At 65.5% G+C, this 18212-nt stretch carries 5 protein-coding genes and 3 rRNA genes; all 8 read right to left on the reverse strand.

The window, feature by feature from the left end; translation table 11 throughout:
* Window positions 1-68: 68 nt before the first annotated feature.
* Entirely contained in the window at window positions 69-6281 is a 6213-nt protein-coding gene (locus tag JOF44_RS06040) for an Ig-like domain-containing protein (RefSeq protein WP_209888590.1), read from the reverse strand.
* Between the two features lie 212 nt (window positions 6282-6493).
* Complete coding sequence (locus JOF44_RS06045) at window positions 6494-7501, reverse strand: polyprenyl synthetase family protein (protein ID WP_209888592.1); 1008 nt, start codon at window positions 7499-7501, stop codon at window positions 6494-6496.
* Window positions 7502-8032: 531 nt separating this feature from the next.
* Window positions 8033-8149: ribosomal RNA gene (gene rrf, locus JOF44_RS06050) — 5S ribosomal RNA — on the reverse strand.
* A 113-nt stretch (window positions 8150-8262) separates the two neighbouring features.
* Window positions 8263-11331 (reverse strand): 23S ribosomal RNA (locus JOF44_RS06055).
* Window positions 11332-11687: 356 nt separating this feature from the next.
* Window positions 11688-13206: ribosomal RNA gene (locus JOF44_RS06060) — 16S ribosomal RNA — on the reverse strand.
* The 16S, 23S and 5S rRNA genes sit together here, the layout of an rRNA operon.
* 699 nt (window positions 13207-13905) lie before the next feature.
* The gene (gene tyrS / locus JOF44_RS06065) at window positions 13906-15174 is read right to left on the reverse strand and encodes a tyrosine--tRNA ligase (RefSeq protein ID WP_209888594.1); all 1269 of its coding nucleotides are present in this window, start codon (window positions 15172-15174) and stop codon (window positions 13906-13908) included.
* A gap of 258 nt (window positions 15175-15432) precedes the next feature.
* The gene (argH, locus tag JOF44_RS06070; protein WP_209888596.1) at window positions 15433-16887 is read right to left on the reverse strand and encodes an argininosuccinate lyase; all 1455 of its coding nucleotides are present in this window, start codon (window positions 16885-16887) and stop codon (window positions 15433-15435) included.
* The gene (locus JOF44_RS06075; protein ID WP_209888598.1) at window positions 16884-18116 is read right to left on the reverse strand and encodes an argininosuccinate synthase; all 1233 of its coding nucleotides are present in this window, start codon (window positions 18114-18116) and stop codon (window positions 16884-16886) included. Before JOF44_RS06075 ends, argH begins: the two co-directional genes overlap by 4 nt.
* Window positions 18117-18212 lie beyond the last annotated feature (96 nt).

The following is an 18212-nucleotide window of genomic DNA, read 5'->3' on the forward strand; positions in this document are numbered from 1 at the left end:
GAAAGAGGGTTCCTTCTGTCTCGGAGGGGCGCGTCGTGCTGTCACCCGGTCATCGGATGGGCAAAGGATCAGTACGGCCTGTAGATCCCGTCGGCGACGACCTCCCATTTGCCGTTCACCTTGGCCTCGATCGTCATCGGCCAGTCCGGTTCACCCCCACGGACGTACCCGTAGAAATTCGACTTGCGTGCGGAGGTGGCCGTTCCGTTGCTGTCTGCCGTCATGGTGATGGTCTTGTAGTGCGTCTCGCCCTCATTGGAGAACGAGACCTTGTAGGACTCACCGGGTGTCATGTTCTTCAAGGTGAAGCGGAACCACCGGCAGTTGTTGTTCGAGCACCCGTCCGTCCCGTCGGGGACATCGCCTCCCCACTGGGCATTGCCGCTCATCTGCGGCGTCTTCTGCCAGGACTGAGCCTTCTGGTCGTCCGAGACGGTCTTGCTGACCAGCCCCTCGCCGTTCTTCACGCGAGCCTCGGCGGCGACCGTCTTCCCGGAACCGATATTCTTCGTCACTGTCGCGGAGTTCTTGCTCGTGGACTGCCACGAGCCGCCACCGACCCGGTACTGCAGCGTCTTGCCGCCGCCCCCACCGTCCGAGCCGTTGGCGGTGATCTCGAAGGTCACCGGGCACTTCGAGCCGCTCGAGCACTTTTCATTGTTCGAGGAGATGCTCGGCCTGTCCGGCTTCGTGTACGGCGTCACCGAGTTCGACGACTTCGACAGCGCGCTCTCGCCGCCCTCGAAGCGGTTCCTGGCCTGGACCTGGAACTTGTAGGACTTGCCGTTCTTCAGACCCGACGCCGTGTACGAGGTCTTCGAGGCGTCCACGACGGCGCGGCCTCCGCCGCTCCAGGTGATGACGTAGTCCTTGACGGGGGTGCCGTGGTCCTTGGCAGCGGACCAGCTGACCGTGGCCTTGCCGTTCGGATCCTTGCCGGGCAGCGAGGCCTTCACGCCCGTCGGAGCAGCGGGCTTCGCCCACGGGACCACGGCATTCGATGATCCCGAGCTCCCTCCCTTCCCGACGGAGTTCACCCCCTGGTACGTGAAGGAGTGCTTGGAGTTCTCATCGAGGCCCTGGAAGGTCGTCTTGGTCTTGGAGGCGGGGACCGTCTGGGACGCCCCTGAGGAGGATGTGACGACGTACTCCGTGATCGGCTCGCCGTTCGCCTCAGCGGTGGTCATCTCCGGCCAGGTGACGGTGATGCCGCCCCCGAGGGGATTGTTGATCCTCGACGCCGTCGCCGTGCCCGCCGGGGCGGCCGGCTTCCCCGCGGGATGCTCCGCCCGGGACCACTCCGACCACTCCGAGGGCTCCTCGGCGAGGTTGTGCGCGCGGACCCGGAACCGGTAGTCGGTGCCGTTGGTCAGATCCTGCCACGTCGTGCTCGTGGATCCCGCCTCGAGCTCCTGGGACTGGATCTCGCCGGTGGAGGTGTTCTGCATCTGCAGGTCGTAGCGCTGGATCGCGGAGCCGCGGTTCACCGGCGCACTCCACGACACGGTCAGCTGCGTATCGCCCCGCTCGACCGACGGGGAATCCGGCTTCTCCGGGCGCACGTCGGGGCGCGCCTCGGCCGACGGAGCCGACGGGTCGGACTTCCCGACGTCATTGATCGCCACGACCTTGAAGGTGTACTTCGTGTCGTTCGTCAGCCCGTCGATGGTGCACGAGGTCGACGCGCAGGTCTTCGAGACGGCGGGTCCGCCGGCCGAGGTCACCTGGTATTCGGTGATCGGGGCGCCGTTGTCGTCACCGGCGGTGAAGTTGAGTTCGACGAAGCCGTCGCCCACATCGCCGACGCGCGGCGCGGACGGCGCATCGGGCGTGCCGCGGACGGTCACATGGATCTCGCCGTTGGCCATGCGGTCCGGGTCCTGGGTGTCGTCCAGGACGGAGTACTGGATCGAGAGGACCCCGTGGAAGTCCGCGTCCGGGGTGACCTCGACCTGGTCCCCTTCGACCGAGACCTCTCCCTCGCCGTTGATGACGCTGGCGGCCTCGACGGTCCGCTTCCCGCCCGGGAAGGGGTTCGAGTCGTTCTCCAGCACCGCGATCTTCTCGGTGTCGCCGGCATCGATCTGGGCCGTATCGAGCACGGCGGACAGCAGCGGTTTGGTGGAGGCGACGACGGTCACCTCGACGGTCGCGGTCACCGGTGGGTTGGTGCCGTCGCTGACCGAGACCGGGACCTCCAGGACCGTCCCCTTGGTCGCCTGCGGCGTCGCGTCCGCGATCACCGTCGATCCCTCCAGGCTCACCTCGAGACCCTCGGCCTCGGGAACCTCCCCGAGCGAGTAGCTCAGCTCATCACCCTCGGGGTCCTCGGCCGAGGCGGCCAGGTCCACGCTCCCCTGGACATCGCCCTGTTCGACCTCGAGCGCGGCGCCCTGCAGCGTCGGCGGGAGGTTGGCCTCCTCCGGGGCGACGACCACGGGGATCGCCAGGGTCGCCGTCGCGGCCGCGGAGTCGCCGACCTCGCCGTCGGTCACCTCGACCGAGATGCTGTCGCGGCCGGAGAAGTCCTCGGCGGGGCGGTAGCGCAGCGTCGTCTCGTCCTCGACCAGCTCGGAGCCGTCCGTGTGCGCGGCGGTCACCAGCGACGGATCGGTGATCTGGGCGTTCTCGGCCCCCGGGCGCACCCGCACGTTCGCGGGGTCGGCGAGGTCGATCTCCACCTCGGAGCCGGCCTGGACCTCGACGGGCTGGCCGACCCACTTCGGGGCCTGCTTGGCCGTGCCGGGGACCCAGACGTATCCGGCGGACGTCATGCCGTCCTGGTCCTCGATGACGTATCGCAGGCGCTGCTGCTCCTCCTGCGGGGTCACGCGCACCGTGTCCTCTCCGCGCAGGGAGGCCCCCTCCGGATTGCCCTCGAGCGTGACCTTCAGGTCGGAGGTGCTCCCGTCGGGATCGGAGTCGTTGGCGAGCACGTCGACGTCGATGTACTCGCGCTCGGGATCCATCACCTGCTCCGCAGGGACGAAGTCGTCCCGGGCGACGGGACTGCGCAGCGGCGCATTGGGGTCGACCTTGACGGTCACCGAGGCCGAGCTCTTCAGCTGCCCGTCGCTCGCGCTGTAGAGCAGGGTGTGGGTCCCGGGCTCGGACGGAGTCGTCGCCGTGACCACCCCCTCGATCTTCTCGTCCTCCGGATCGGCGACCTCGATCTCGGTCATCGCCTCGACGTCCTCGCGCACCACGCTCAGCGGGGTGCCCTCGGGGTCGGTGTCGTTCTCGAGCACCGGGATCTGGATCTCCCGATCCGGGCGCACCTCCACGGTGTCGTCCACCGCGTAGGGAGGCTGGTTCATCTCGTTGGGCTGCGCCACGCCCACCAGCACCTCTGCGGTGCCGATGGCCCCGTATCGGTCCATGACCTGGTACCGGAAGCGATCCGTCCCGGCGGAGTCCTTGTAGGGGGTGTACTCGATCCACTCGCCGTTGGCGCTCTCGACCACGCCCAGCTGCGGGGTGGGGCTGGTGATGCCGGTGAGCATCACGGAATCACCCTCGGGGTCGATGCCGCTGGTCGGGACCGGGATCCTCACCGTGGACCCGGCGACCGTGCGGGCTTCGAGGTTCTCGGGCTTGGGCGGGGAGTTCGAGGCATCCCGGGGGACGATCTGGATCGTCACGCGGGCCGCGCCGTCGCGACCGGTCTCATCCATGACCTGGTAGGTCAGGGTGACCTCCCCGCTGGCGTCGTCGTCGGCGCGGAAGCGCACCTGGTCCTGATGGGACTCGGCGTGGCCCGCGGTCTCGGCGTCGGACTTGTCCAGGATCTCCCCGAGGTGCATCTCGGAATCCGTGGGCGAGACGTCGTTGCCGATCACATCGATCGAGACCATGTCCCCGGCCCGGACCACGGCACGGTCGGGCACGGCGATCGGGTTGGCGAACTGGGTGTCCGTGCTCGCCAGCATCACCCGGATCGTGCCCTCGGTGCTGCCGGCGGAGTTCGCGACCTCATAGGTCAGCGGCACGGGTTCGTCGGACACCGTCGCGCCGGGCTCCGCCTCGACGCGCACCAGGTGGTGAGCGACGATCGTCGCCTTCAGCCCGCTGTCCTCGGGGACCTGGACGGAGTTCACCACCAGCACGCCGCCGGTGGGATCGACGTCGTTCTGCAACGGGTCGATCAAGGTGTCCGTCCCGGTGGTGACCGTGCCCAGGTCGTCGACCGCGACCGGAATCAGATCGTCCGAGGCGGGCTCGACGATGTCGACGCGGATGATCCCCAGGGAGGCGGAGCTGGCACCGCTGGCGGCGACCGTGTACTCGAGGTAGTAGGTACCCGGGCTCGCCCCGGACACGCGGATCGTGCCCGCGTCCAGGACCGCGTCGATCTCGAGGGCATCCGGCCCGGTGACATTGGTCAGCTCGAGCTGACCGCCGTTGGGGTTCAGATCATTGACCAGGGGTTTGATCGTCGTCGTCCGTCCGGAGACGATGCTGGCGTGATCGGCCGTCGTGATCGGCGCGAGGTCGTTGTCGGTCACGGCCTCGACCTCGACGGTGCCTTCGTGGGTGGCGCCGTTCTCGTCCCGGAACTCCACGGTGACCGTCTTGGTCCCGGTCTGGATCCCGGCGTCGTTGAAGGTGATCAGGCCGTCGGGCTGGAAGCTGACGACGTCCTCCGGCTCGGCGACCGCGTTGGTGAGGTAGAACGCGTCCCCGTCGGGGTCCTGCCAGTACGGCTTGATGTTGAAGCTGATGTCCTCGCCGGAGCGCACCTGCACCTTGGTGGTGGCACCCTCGACGGGTTTCGGCGGCTCGTTCGTGCTCTCGCCGTGCACGTCGAGGTCGACGCTGGCGGTGTCGGTGCCGCCGCGTCCGTCGTCGGCCTTATAGGTGAAGCTCGCACTGCCGGAGGCGTCCTCGTCCACCACCACCTGCATCTGGGTGCCGCCCTGGATCGGGGTGACCGTGCCGATTCCCGGCTGGTCCCCCTCCAGGCCGACGGTCAGGACGTCCCCGTCGGGGTCCGTGTCGTTGCGGGTCACCGGCAGCACCACGCTGGCCCCGGGGCGGACGCCGAAGGAGTCGTCGTTGGCCGTCGGCTTCCGGTTCTCCTCCTCCCGCTCGGCGGCGGTGTTGGTGATGGTGGTGGTGAGAGTTTCCTTCTCCTTCTCCTTGGACTTGTCGGTCTGGATGTCCTGGGAGATGTTCCAGTCCTCGACGACCTCCATGTTCTCGGCGATCTTCCAGGACAGGCCGAACTCCTGGTCGTTGAGCACGACCAGGTCATGGTTCACGCGGAAGGTGAGGTCCGCGGCGCTGTCGGCCTCCGGGATGGAGTCCTGGACCGGTTCGCCGCCCTCGCAGATGCGCACGTAGCGCACCGATTGGTTCCATGCCCCGTAGGCACAGCCCTGGGCCTGCGCGGGTGCCACCGGCTCCCCCGTGCCCCCTGCTGCGATCTTCTGGGCGTCCCCGCCGGCCAGGGGCACGAGGAACAGGGTGTCCTCGGTGGCGACGACGACATCGTCCGAGGCCGAGCTGGGCTGCTGCAGCTGGGCCGCCTGGAGGTCGGAGACTCCGTAGTCCGAGAGGCTGTACTCCGAGGCGTCGGTGCCGATCCGGAGCAGCCGGTTCTCCTTGTCGAGGATGACGGGGTCCTCCCCCACCGTCGTCATCTGGAGCATCTCGGGCTTGGCGCTGACGTTGCTGACCGTGATGGGCTTGTCGGCCTCGGTGTCCCGGGTGTCGTCGGTGCGGGGGAACTTCAGCAGCTGCTCGCCGTCCAGGACGAAGACGGTGCCCTGGGTCGACACGGCGATCTTCGGGGCTTTGTCCTCCGCCTCATAGGTCGGGTCGACATCGCCGGCGTCGAACGCCGCCGCCTCTCCCGGAGTGAGGATCCAGACCTTGCCGTCAGGGCCCGCGATGGCCACGCGATCGCCTCCGAGCTTCACCTGCGTGCCCGCCTGGAGCTCGACGAGGCCGCCGCGCTGGACGGAGGCGGTGTTGATCGGTGTGATCCCCCGCGGTCCCGTCTCGATCACGGTGTCCCCGGATTGCAGGATGTCGAGGTCGTCGCCGCTCATCGACAGCCGGGCATCGAGCTGGCCGGCGTCGACGTTCAGGCGGCCCATGAGACGCTGATCGGAGCCGGTCACCCAGACACCGCCGTCGGAGACCTCGACGTCCGAGGACGACAGTCCCGGGTAGTGGATCGCGAATCCCGTCACGACGAGCGCCACCACGGTGAGCACGGCGCTCGAGACGACGGTGGACCGTCGTCGGCGCTGCTTCACCCCGGCGGTGACAGACATGGTGATGACCCCTCGAAATCGCTTCCTCGCTCCACCCGCACGCCCCATGACCCCATTGCATCCCCGCCGGGGTGCACCCCCGGGGTCGGCCCTGCCGTGCGCGCGACCGTCCCAGGGTACTCGCCGGGTCTTCTGGGTGCCACGAGCGACATATCACCTTCGGGAATACACCGTCGTGACGCACGGATCCGGGGGCTGACCTGGACAGGTCCTCAGCGGTGCCGTTCGACCAGGCTGCGGGTGAACTCGATCAGCGCCTCTCGCACCACGCCCGCGGGCAGCTCCTCGAGGATCGCCACCGACTCATCTGCCGTGCGCTGCCCCAGCTCCCGAGTGGCCTCCAGAGCGGGGTCAACCTGCAGCAGTGCCACCAGCTCCGCCAGGGACTCGTCGCTGCTGAGATCGCCGTCCAGACGTTCGACGATCGCCAGGCTGCGGGCGTCGCCCTCCTGGGAGGCACGACGTCGTACGAGGAGGGTCGGCATCGTCGGGACCCCCTCCCGCAGATCGATGCCGGGCGTCTTGCCGCTGGTGGCCGCGTCGCTGCCCAGGTCCAGCACATCGTCCGCGAGCTGGAAGGCCACGCCGACCTTCTCGCCGTAGCGGCGCATGATGTCGCCCGTGCCGGCCGGTGCTCCGGCCAGGATGGCGCCGAGCTCCCCGGCGAGGGCGAGCAGCGACGCGGTCTTGTCGGACAGGACCGAGATGTAGTGCTCGAACGGGTCATCCTGCGGCGCGGGGCCGACGGTCTCGTGCAGCTGGCCGAGGCACAGCCGTTCGAAGGTCTCGGAATGCAGCCTCACGGCGGCTGGGCCGATGCGGGCACTCAGAGCGCTGGCTCGGGCGAAGAGGAAGTCCCCGGTCAGGATCGCGACGTTGTTGCCCCAGAGGGCGTGCGCGCTGTCGGTGCCCCGCCGCGTCGGCGCAGAGTCCATGACGTCGTCGTGGTACAGGCTGGCCAGATGCGTCAGCTCCACGAGCACCGCGGCATCGAGGACGTTGTCCTCCTCGATGTCGCCGAGGGCCGCGGCGAGCAGCACGAGCATGGGGCGGACCCGCTTGCCGCCGGCGTCCATCAGGTGACGGGCGGTCCAGCGGGTCATGTCGTCCGAGGTCGCGACCGAGGCCCGCAGGCGATCCTCGATGGACTCGAGACGGTCCGCGATTCTCGTCGCGACCGCCTCGTCGACGACGGGGACGGCCGGCAGCGAGGACGTCATGACTCTCCTGGGACTCGGCGGGAACGCCTTCGGAGTCGTTCCCCGGCTCTGGCTACTTCGTGGACGGCGACGACGGGCGTCGCCCCCGCTGTACGGGGCACCTCCCGATACCGTCTCGCACACGGTCGCCCAGTCTACCCTCGGCCCCTCGAGGGGACCCATCGCAAAGGTCCCGGCGTGACAGGTGGTACGTCAGCATCGTGCTCCTCCAAGCCGCACGCACCACGAGCCGGCCCGCGCGGCTGCCTGGACGAGTTCCTCGCGAGCGAGCGGCCGCGGTAGCCTTGAGCACCGCGTCGAGAGCCCGGTGACGGCACGCCGTCATGGACGCCGGCACCGCGTCGGTCAGCCGCGGTCACGGCTCGGCACCCGCACGGCACCGCAGGGCACGGGACGTGCACGGCACGGCACCGCAGGGCACGGCACGGCACGGCACGGGACGGACCCGGGGCATGAAAAAAAGGGAGTGGGAGGCGCGAAACCAGCCTCGAGACGAGGGGTTTCCAGCAGCCTCCCACTCCCGTGGAAGATGTCCGGCGGCGTCCTACTCTCCCACACCCTCCCGAGTGCAGTACCATCGGCGCAATCGAGCTTAGCTTCCGGGTTCGGAATGGAACCGGGCGTTTCCTCGATGCTATGACCGCCGTAACACGACGAGACAACCAGCCCACAAACACCAACCCCAACCGGGAACAGTGTCCAGGGATTGTTTCTCCAGAACCACACAGTGGACGCGAACACACAACAGTAAACAAAAATGTGTTATTAAGTCATCAGCCATTAGTACCAGTCAGCTCCACACATTGCTGTGCTTCCACATCTGGCCTATCAACCCAGTCATCTACTGGGGGCCTCTCACACCACAAGGGTGCATGGATATCTCATCTTGAAGCAGGCTTCCCGCTTAGATGCTTTCAGCGGTTATCCCTTCCCGACGTAGCCAACCAGCCATGCTCTTGGCAGAACAACTGGCACACCAGAGGTCAGTCCATCCCGGTCCTCTCGTACTAGGGACAGGACTTCTCAAATATCCAACGCGCGCAGCGGATAGGGACCGAACTGTCTCACGACGTTCTAAACCCAGCTCGCGTACCGCTTTAATAGGCGAACAGCCTAACCCTTGGGACCAACTCCAGCCCCAGGATGCGACGAGCCGACATCGAGGTGCCAAACCATGCCGTCGATATGAGCTCTTGGGCAAGATCAGCCTGTTATCCCCGGGGTACCTTTTATCCGTTGAGCGACACCCATTCCACAATGGAGTGCCGGATCACTAGTTCCTGCTTTCGCACCTGCCCGACATGTCTGTCTCGCAGTCAAGCTCCCTTGTGCACTTACACTCAACACCTGATTGCCAACCAGGCTGAGGGAACCTTTGAGCGCCTCCGTTACTCTTTAGGAGGCAACCGCCCCAGTTAAACTACCCATCAGACACTGTCCCTGATCCGGATCACGGACCGAGGTTAGGAATCCAGAACGACCAGAGTGGTATTTCAACAATGACTCCACACTCACTGGCGTGAATGCTTCCCAGTCTCCCACCTATCCTACACAAGCCGTCCCGAACACCAATATCAAACTATAGTAAAGGTCCCGGGGTCTTTCCGTCCTGCTGCGCGTAACGAGCATCTTTACTCGTAATGCAATTTCGCCGAGTTCGCGGTTGAGACAGTGGAGAAGTCGTTACGCCATTCGTGCAGGTCGGAACTTACCCGACAAGGAATTTCGCTACCTTAGGATGGTTATAGTTACCACCGCCGTTTACTGGGGCTTAAATTCTCAGCGTCGACCCCCGAAGGGATCTAACCGGTCCTCTTAACCTTCCAGCACCGGGCAGGCGTCAGTCCGTATACAGCGTCTTACGACTTCGCACGGACCTGTGTTTTTAGTAAACAGTCGCTTCTCCCTGGTCTCTGCGGCCCTCACCGCTCTCACGGTTCGGGCCCCCCTTCTCCCGAAGTTACGGGGGCATTTTGCCGAGTTCCTTAACCACGATTCTCTCGAACGCCTCGGTATTCTCTACCTGATCACCTGAGTCGGTTTCGGGTACGGGCGACCGTATTCGTCACGCCGGAACTTTTCTAGGCAGTACAGGATCACTCACCTTCGCCCCTACGGGATCCCCATCACGTCTGACCCTCATGGCCCCAGCATTACCCGGGGCCGGGCTGCACGCTTAGACGGACTATTCCATTAAGTCCGCGGAAGCTACCTCACTGCGTCATCCCACGCGCTGACCTACTACAACCTTGGTTCCCAGCCTCACCAACCTCCACACCCCGAAGGGTATGGGGCCAGCTCGGGTGGTTAGCATCGGAAGCCTCGGTATGGGTCCTCCTACGATCGGTTCGGGAATATCAACCCGATGTCCATCGACTACGCCTGTCGGCCTCGCCTTAGGTCCCGACTAACCCAGGGCGGATAAACCTGGCCCTGGAACCCTTGATCAATCGGCGGACGGGTTTCTCACCCGTCTATCGCTACTCATGCCTGCATTCTCACTCGTACAGCCTCCACCACTGGGTTCCCCCGCGGCTTCACCGGCTGCACGACGCTCCCCTACCCACCCCAGCACAAGGCTGGAGTGACACAGCTTCGGCGGTGTGCTTGAGCCCCGCTAAATTGTCGGCGCAGAATCACTTGACCAGTGAGCTATTACGCACTCTTTCAAGGGTGGCTGCTTCTAAGCCAACCTCCTGGTTGTCTCAGCAACTCCACATCCTTTTCCACTTAGCACACGCTTAGGGGCCTTAGCTGATGTTCTGGGCTGTTTCCCTCTCGACCATGAAGCTTATCCCCCACAGTCTCACTGCTGCGCTCTCACGTATCGGCATTCGGAGTTTGGCTAAGGTCAGTAACCCGGTGGGGCCCATCGCCTATCCAGTGCTCTACCTCCGACACGAAACACGCAACGCTGCACCTAAATGCATTTCGGGGAGAACCAGCTATCACGAAGTTTGATTGGCCTTTCACCCCTATCCACAGGTCATCCCCTCCATTTTCAACTGAAGTGGGTTCGCGCCTCCACGCGGTCTTACCCGCGCTTCACACTGCCCATGGATAGATCACTTCGCTTCGGGTCTAGAGCCGGCGACTGAACGCCCCGTTCAGACTCGCTTTCGCTACGGCTACCCCACACGGGTTAACCTCGCCACCGACCACTAACTCGCAGGCTCATTCTTCAAAAGGCACGCCGTCACCCCAAAAGGCTCCGACGGATTGTAAGCACACGGTTTCAGGTACTATTTCACTCCCCTCCCGGGGTGCTTTTCACCTTTCCCTCACGGTACTTGTCCGCTATCGGTCAAGAAGTAGTATTCAGGCTTACCAGGTGGTCCTGGCAGATTCACACCGGATTTCACGGGTCCGGTGCTACTCGGGAACAGCATCACGCCGCACATCAGTTTCGTCTACGGGGGTCACACCCTCTACGCCGTCGCACTCACCACGACTTCGACTACTGCTATGCGTCCACGTCGATCCGCCGGCAGACGGACCAGACACGTCCCACAACCCCCGACCTGCAACCCCTGCCGGGTATCACACAGACCAGGTTTAGCCACCTCCGCTTTCGCTCGCCACTACTCACGGAATCACTCTTTGTTTTCTCTTCCTGCGGGTACTGAGATGTTTCACTTCCCCGCGTTCCCTCCACACCACCTATACATTCAGTGGCGGGTACCGCGACATGACTCGCGGTGGGTTTCCCCATTCGGACATCCTCGGATCACAGCTCTGTTGTCAACTCCCCGAGGCTTAACGCAGACTCACACGTCCTTCGTCGGCTCTTCTTGCCAAGGCATCCACCGTGCGCTCTAAAAAACTTAGCAACACAAAGACACAAAATCATAAAAATTGCTTACAAGATGCTCGCGTCCACTATGTAGTTCTCAAGAAACAACCCCACACCCACCACACCCGCAAACCAGCGGACCATGACGAGGGAGGACCAGCCACACACCCCAGCACCCAAAAGCACCAGGGACGCGTGCAGCCTCACAACCCAATAGCGTGTCTCCACCTCGAACCACCCGGCAGCACTCGTTCCAGACCCCTCAAAAAGAGGCCGTACTGAAGAAACCACACCGACTGGTGAAGTGCCCATTCATTGATGTTCCACCCGTGAGCAACCATCCCCACCACACTCGGGCAGGAAAATGGCCACCATAATGGTGATGCTCCTTAGAAAGGAGGTGATCCAGCCGCACCTTCCGGTACGGCTACCTTGTTACGACTTAGTCCCAATCACCGATCCCACCTTCGACAGCTCCCTCACAAGGATGGGCCACTGGCTTCGGGTGTTACCGACTTTCGTGACTTGACGGGCGGTGTGTACAAGGCCCGGGAACGTATTCACCGCAGCGTTGCTGATCTGCGATTACTAGCGACTCCGACTTCATGGGGTCGAGTTGCAGACCCCAATCCGAACTGAGGCCGGCTTTTTGGGATTCGCTCCACCTCACAGCTTCGCAACCCATTGTACCGACCATTGTAGCATGCTTGAAGCCCAAGACATAAGGGGCATGATGATTTGACGTCGTCCCCACCTTCCTCCGAGTTGACCCCGGCAGTCTCCCATGAGTCCCCGCCACTACGCGCTGGCAACATGGAACGAGGGTTGCGCTCGTTGCGGGACTTAACCCAACATCTCACGACACGAGCTGACGACAACCATGCACCACCTGTGAACCAGTCCGAAGAAAGCCACATCTCTGCAGCCGTCCGGTCCATGTCAAGCCTTGGTAAGGTTCTTCGCGTTGCATCGAATTAATCAGCATGCTCCGCCGCTTGTGCGGGCCCCCGTCAATTCCTTTGAGTTTTAGCCTTGCGGCCGTACTCCCCAGGCGGGGCACTTAATGCGTTAGCTACGGCGCGGAGAACGTGGAATGTCCCCCACACCTAGTGCCCAACGTTTACGGCATGGACTACCAGGGTATCTAATCCTGTTCGCTACCCATGCTTTCGCTTCTCAGTGTCAGTAATGGCCCAGAGACCTGCCTTCGCCATCGGTGTTCTTCCTGATATCTGCGCATTTCACCGCTACACCAGGAATTCCAGTCTCCCCTACCACACTCTAGCCTGCCCGTACCCACCGCACGCCCGAGGTTGAGCCTCGGGTTTTCACGGCAGACGCGACAAGCCACCTACAAGCTCTTTACGCCCAATAATTCCGGACAACGCTTGCGCCCTACGTATTACCGCGGCTGCTGGCACGTAGTTAGCCGGCGCTTCTTCTGCAGGTACCGTCACTTTCGCTTCTTCCCTACTGAAAGAGGTTTACAACCCGAAGGCCGTCATCCCTCACGCGGCGTCGCTGCATCAGGCTTTCGCCCATTGTGCAATATTCCCCACTGCTGCCTCCCGTAGGAGTCTGGGCCGTGTCTCAGTCCCAGTGTGGCCGGTCGCCCTCTCAGGCCGGCTACCCGTCATCGCCTTGGTGAGCCATTACCTCACCAACAAACTGATAGGCCGCGAGTCCATCCCCCACCGAAAAACTTTCCAGCAACCACCATGCGGTGGAAACTCATATCCGGTATTAGCCTCGATTTCTCGAGGTTATCCCGAAGAGGGGGGCAGGTTACTCACGTGTTACTCACCCGTTCGCCACTAATCAGGCGGTGCAAGCACCACCATCATCGTTCGACTTGCATGTGTTAAGCACGCCGCCAGCGTTCGTCCTGAGCCAGGATCAAACTCTCCATGAAAACATAGAAAAATCCCAGCAAACAACAAACAACTAGCATAAACTGCTAATCATCCGTTAAAATTTGCCATTCAAAATAATGGCATCAATAAACAGACACGCTATTGAGATATCAAGCAACACGCGCACATCGTTTCCATCCCGCGATCGCGGTCTGAGTCAGAGGCTCGGATGCGCCGTCCGGGATGACCCGGTGACGACTTGTTGTGCTTCGTCGTCCCGGCGCGAGTCGCTACTCTAGCAGTTCCTCGCGGCCAAGTCCAACTCCGCTGTCCGTGTCGTGCATCTCGGTCAGATCGCTGGGCGATCATCCCGCCGTGCCGGTCACGGCCGCTCCTCTGGTTGCCCAGGAGACCGGGTCAGCATCTCGTCCTCATCCGCTCCTGGCCGCCAGCTCCTCGGGGGAACCTCTCGGCCTCTCGCGTCTGCGTCCTCGCTGCTGACAAGAGAAGACATTACGCGGCCTCGGGCCCACGGGCAAACCGGGATGTTCGCCGTCCGTTCACCCGTCTGCACATCCATCAGTGCAGGTCATCGCTGCTTTCCAGGCTCTGGGAAAGCGCTCGTTCACTCCGATGTGACCCACGTCTGTAAGGGGCGTCACGGGAATCGGATCCGGTGGGGCGTGCGCCGCCGGCCCGGAACGCGCAGCGCCCCGGTCCCCCACCAGGGGAACCGGGGCGCCGCAGGGCGAGGGGCGTCAGCCGACCAGGCGCACCATCGCGGCGTTCTTGCGTCCGCGGCGCAGCAGCAGGTGACGGCCCGGCAGCAGGTCGAGCTCTCCCAGCTCACGGGTGAGCTCGTCGGCGGTGAGCTTCTCGCCGTTGACCGAGAGTCCGCCCTCGTCGGCTCCGCGACGGGCGGCGCCCTTGGACTGTGCGATGCCGGTGGCGATGAAGGCGTCCACCAAGGGGGTGGTCGGACTCAGCTCGGCGCCGGGCAGCTCCCGGGCGATCGAGTCGACGGTCCGCTCCTCGAGCGCCCGCACGTCCCCGCGCCCGAACAGCACCGCCGCCGCGGCCGTGGCCTGCGCGGTGGCCTGCTCACCGTGGACGAGCGTGGTGAGGTCGTCGGCCAGGGCGCGCTGCGCCTGGCGCTTGTGCGAGGCCTCCTCGGTGGCCTGCTCGAGCTCGGCGATCTCCTCCTGGCAGCGGAAGGTGAAGTAGCGCAGGTACTTCACGACGTCCGCGTCGGCCGCGTTGAGCCAGAACTGGTGGAAGGCGTAGGGGCTGGTGAGTTCGGCGTCGAGCCAGATCGCGCCGCCCTCGCTCTTGCCGAACTTGCTGCCGTCCGCCTTGGTCACCAGCGGGGTGGTCAGCGCATGGGCGTCGTGCCCCTCGACCTTGTGGATCAGCTCGACCCCGGAGAGCAGGTTGCCCCACTGGTCGTTGCCGCCGTACTGGAGGCTCACCCCGTAGCGTCGGTGCAGCTCGAGGTAGTCGATGCTCTGCAGCACCTGGTAGCTGAACTCCGTGTAGCTGATTCCCTCGTCGCTCTGCAGACGGCGGGCGACGGTCTCCTTGCCGAGCATGGTGCCCATGCGGAAGTGCTTGCCCATGTCCCGCAGGAAGTCGAGGGCGCTCATCTGCCCGATCCAGTCGAGGTTGTTGACCATGGTCACGGCGTGCTCGCCCTCGAGGTCGAGGAAGCGGGAGATCTGGGAGCGCAGGCTGTCCACCCAGCCGTGCACGATCTCCGCGTCGTTGAGCACGCGCTCCCCGGACATGCGTGGGTCGCCGATCAGGCCGGTCGCCCCGCCCACCAGGGCGTAGGGGTGGTGGCCGGCGAGCTGGAGACGCCGCATGGTCAGCACCTGGGTGAGGTGGCCGACGTGCAGGGAGGCGGCCGTCGGGTCGAAGCCGCAATACAGGCTGACCGGTCCGTCCGCCAGAGCTCTGCCGAGCGCCTCGCGCCCGGTGGTCTGCACGACGAGTCCTCGCCAGGCGAGCTCGTCCAGGACGGAATGCATCGATCGGTTCCTCTCGGTGGGGCACGCAGTGCCGTGACGGGGTGCGGAGGTCGGAGCGGACGGGGGCCGGGCGGACGGGCACCATGGACGTCCGGGCGGGCGTCGTGCGCCATTGTCACAGATCCGGGCCGACGGGACCGTGCGACGCCACGACCGCAGACCGACGGCCGACGACCTCACCGGTCATCGGTCGCTCCGGGAGCGCCGGGCCCGTCCGCCCGGATCACCGGCGGCGGAGGGGTCCCGGCGCGACCGTGCTCAGCGGTCCCGGGTGAAGGACCGCAGGTCGCGGATGGTCTCGGCGACGGCCTGTTCCTGCTCCGCCACCCGCGCCGGGGCGGTCCCGCCCTTGGCGTCGCGGGAGGCGATCGAGCCCTGGACGGTCAGGACCTCGCGCACCGAGGCGTCGAGGTGCTCGGAGATCTCGGCGAATTCGGCATCGGTGAGGTCCCACAGCTCCTTGTCCTGCTCCTCGGCGACCTTCACGCAGGCCCCGGAGATCTCGTGCGCGCTGCGGAAGGGCACGCCATGGCGCACCAGGTGGTCGGCGATGTCGGTGGCGAGGGAGAAGCCCTGCGGGGCCAGCTCCGCCATCCGCTCGGTGTGGAACACCAGAGTCGCCATCATCCCGGTGAAGGCCGGCAGCACCAGGTCGAGGGAGTCGACCTGGTCGAAGACGGGCTCCTTGTCCTCCTGCAGGTCACGGTTGTACGCCAGCGGCAGGGCCTTGAGCGTGGTCAGCAGCCCGACCAGGTCGCCCACGACGCGGCCCGCCTTGCCGCGGGCGAGCTCGGCGATGTCCGGATTCTTCTTCTGCGGCATGATCGAGGAGCCGGTGGAGAAGGAGTCGTCCAGGGTGATGAAGGAGAACTCCTTCGTGTTCCACAGGATGATCTCCTCGGCCAGGCGCGACAGATCGATGCCGATCATCGCCAGCACGAAGGAGAACTCGGCGGTCAGGTCCCGCGAGGCGGTGCCGTCGATCGAGTTCCACACCGAATCCGTGAAGCCCAGCTCCGCGGCGACGGCCTGCGGGTCCAGTCCCAGGCTCGAGCCGGCCAGAGCCCCGGACCCGTACGGCGAGACGGCCGTGCGGCGGTCGAGGTCGGCCAGGCGCTCCACGTCGCGCAGCAGCGGCCAGGCGTGGGCGAGCAGGTGGTGGCTCAGCAGCAGCGGCTGGGCGTGCTGGAGATGCGTGCGGCCCGGCATGGGGACGCCGTGCACCTCGCGCGCCCGCTCGAGCAGCACCTCGGCGAGGTCGAGGACCTGGTCGCCGACGGCGCGGGCCTGGTCGCGCAGAAACAGCCGGATCAGCGTGGCGATCTGGTCGTTGCGCGAGCGGCCGGCGCGCAGCTTGCCGCCGAGCTCGCCGCCGGCGCGCTCGATGAGGCCGCGCTCGAGGGCCGTGTGCACGTCCTCGTCGTCCGCGGCCGCGACGAATTCGCCGGAGGCGACGTCGGCCGCGAGCACGTCGAGGGCCTCCTGCATCCGAGCCAGCTCGTCATCGCTCAGCAGCTCCGCGGCATGCAGCACGTTCGCGTGGGCCTTCGAGCCGCGCAGGTCGTACTGGGCCAGGCGCCAGTCGAAGTGGGTGGACACGGACAGGGCGGCGAGCGCGGCGGCGGGGCCGGAGCCGAAGCGTCCGCCCCACAGCGCGGCGCTCGCGCCCGAAGGTGCCGAGGTGGCCTCCGGGCCCGGGGTCGAGGTGCTCACTCGGCGTCCTCGGCGTCCAGGTTCTCCCCGTTGCCGAAGGCGACGTCGCGGGCCGCGGCCTGCTTGGCGGCCAGCCCGTAGATGTCGATGAAGCCGCGGGCGCTGGACTGGTCGAAGGCGTCGCCCTCGTCGTAGGTGGCGAGGTTGAAGTCGTACAGACCGGTCTCCGAGCGGCGGCCGGTCACGGTGGCGCGGCCGCCGTGCAGCGTCATCCGGATGTCGCCGTTGACGTAGCGCTGGGTGTCCTCGATGAAGGCGTCCAGGGACTTCTTCAGCGGGGAGAACCACTGGCCGTCGTAGACCATCTCGGTCCAGCGATCGCCGACGGTGCGCTTGAAGCGGGCCTGCTCGCGCTCGAGGGTGACGCGCTCGAGCTCCTGGTGGGCGGTGATCAGGGCCATGGCGCCCGGGGCCTCGTAGACCTCGCGGGACTTGATGCCCACCAGACGGTCCTCGACGATGTCGATGCGGCCGATGCCCTGGGCGCCGGCGCGGCGGTTCATCTCCTGGATGGCCTGGAGCGGGGTGACCGTCCGGCCGTCGATCGCGACCGGGACGCCGCGCTCGAAGGTGAGGACGACCTCGTCGGCGACCGGCGGGAAGGCCGGATCGTCGGTGTAGCTGAAGATGTCCTTGGTGGGCTCGTTCCAGATGTCCTCGAGGAAGCCGGTCTCGATGGCGCGGCCCCACACGTTCTGGTCGATGGAGAACGGGTTGTGCTTCGTGGTCTCGATCGGCAGGCCCTTGCGCTCGGCGTACTGGATCGCCTTGTCGCGGGTCAGGGCGAGGTCGCGCACCGGGGCGATGCACTTCAGCTCGGGGGCGAGCGAGGTGATCGAGACCTCGAAGCGCACCTGGTCGTTGCCCTTTCCGGTGCAGCCGTGGGCGACCGTGGTGGCGCCGAACTTCTTGGCGGCCTTCACGAGGTGCTTGGTGATCACCGGGCGGGAGATCGCCGAGACGTTCGGGTAGGCGTCCATGTACAGCGAGTTGGTCTTGAGGGCTGCCATGCAGTACTCCTCGGCGAACTCGTCGCGGGCGTCGGCGACGTAGGCCTCGACGGCGCCGCAGTCCAGGGCGCGCTGACGGATCACCTCGAGGTCCTCGCCGCCCTGGCCGACGTCCACCGCGCAGGCGATGACGTCGGCGCCGGTGGCGTCGTGGATCCAGCCGATGGCCACGGAGGTGTCGAGTCCGCCGGAGTAGGCGAGGACGATGCGTTCGGTCACGGGAATGCTCCTAGAAGGGGGGTCGGTCGGTGGTCGGGGCGGGCGGGGCGCGGGCCTCGCCCGGGTCTGTGAGGTCTTGCGGGGTCTGTCAGATCT

Origin of the sequence: Brachybacterium fresconis, from assembly GCF_017876515.1 — a bacterium.
In the GTDB taxonomy this organism is placed as follows: domain Bacteria; phylum Actinomycetota; class Actinomycetes; order Actinomycetales; family Dermabacteraceae; genus Brachybacterium; species Brachybacterium fresconis.

Excerpts from the sequence above, each read along its gene's own strand:
- JOF44_RS06045 (WP_209888592.1), bottom strand. The coding sequence starts at position 7,501 with ATGACGTCCTCGCTGCCGGCCGTCCCCGTCGTCGACGAGGCGGTCGCG.
- tyrS (WP_209888594.1), bottom strand. The coding sequence starts at position 15,174 with ATGCATTCCGTCCTGGACGAGCTCGCCTGGCGAGGACTCGTCGTGCAG.
- JOF44_RS06040 (WP_209888590.1), bottom strand. The coding sequence starts at position 6,281 with ATGTCTGTCACCGCCGGGGTGAAGCAGCGCCGACGACGGTCCACCGTC.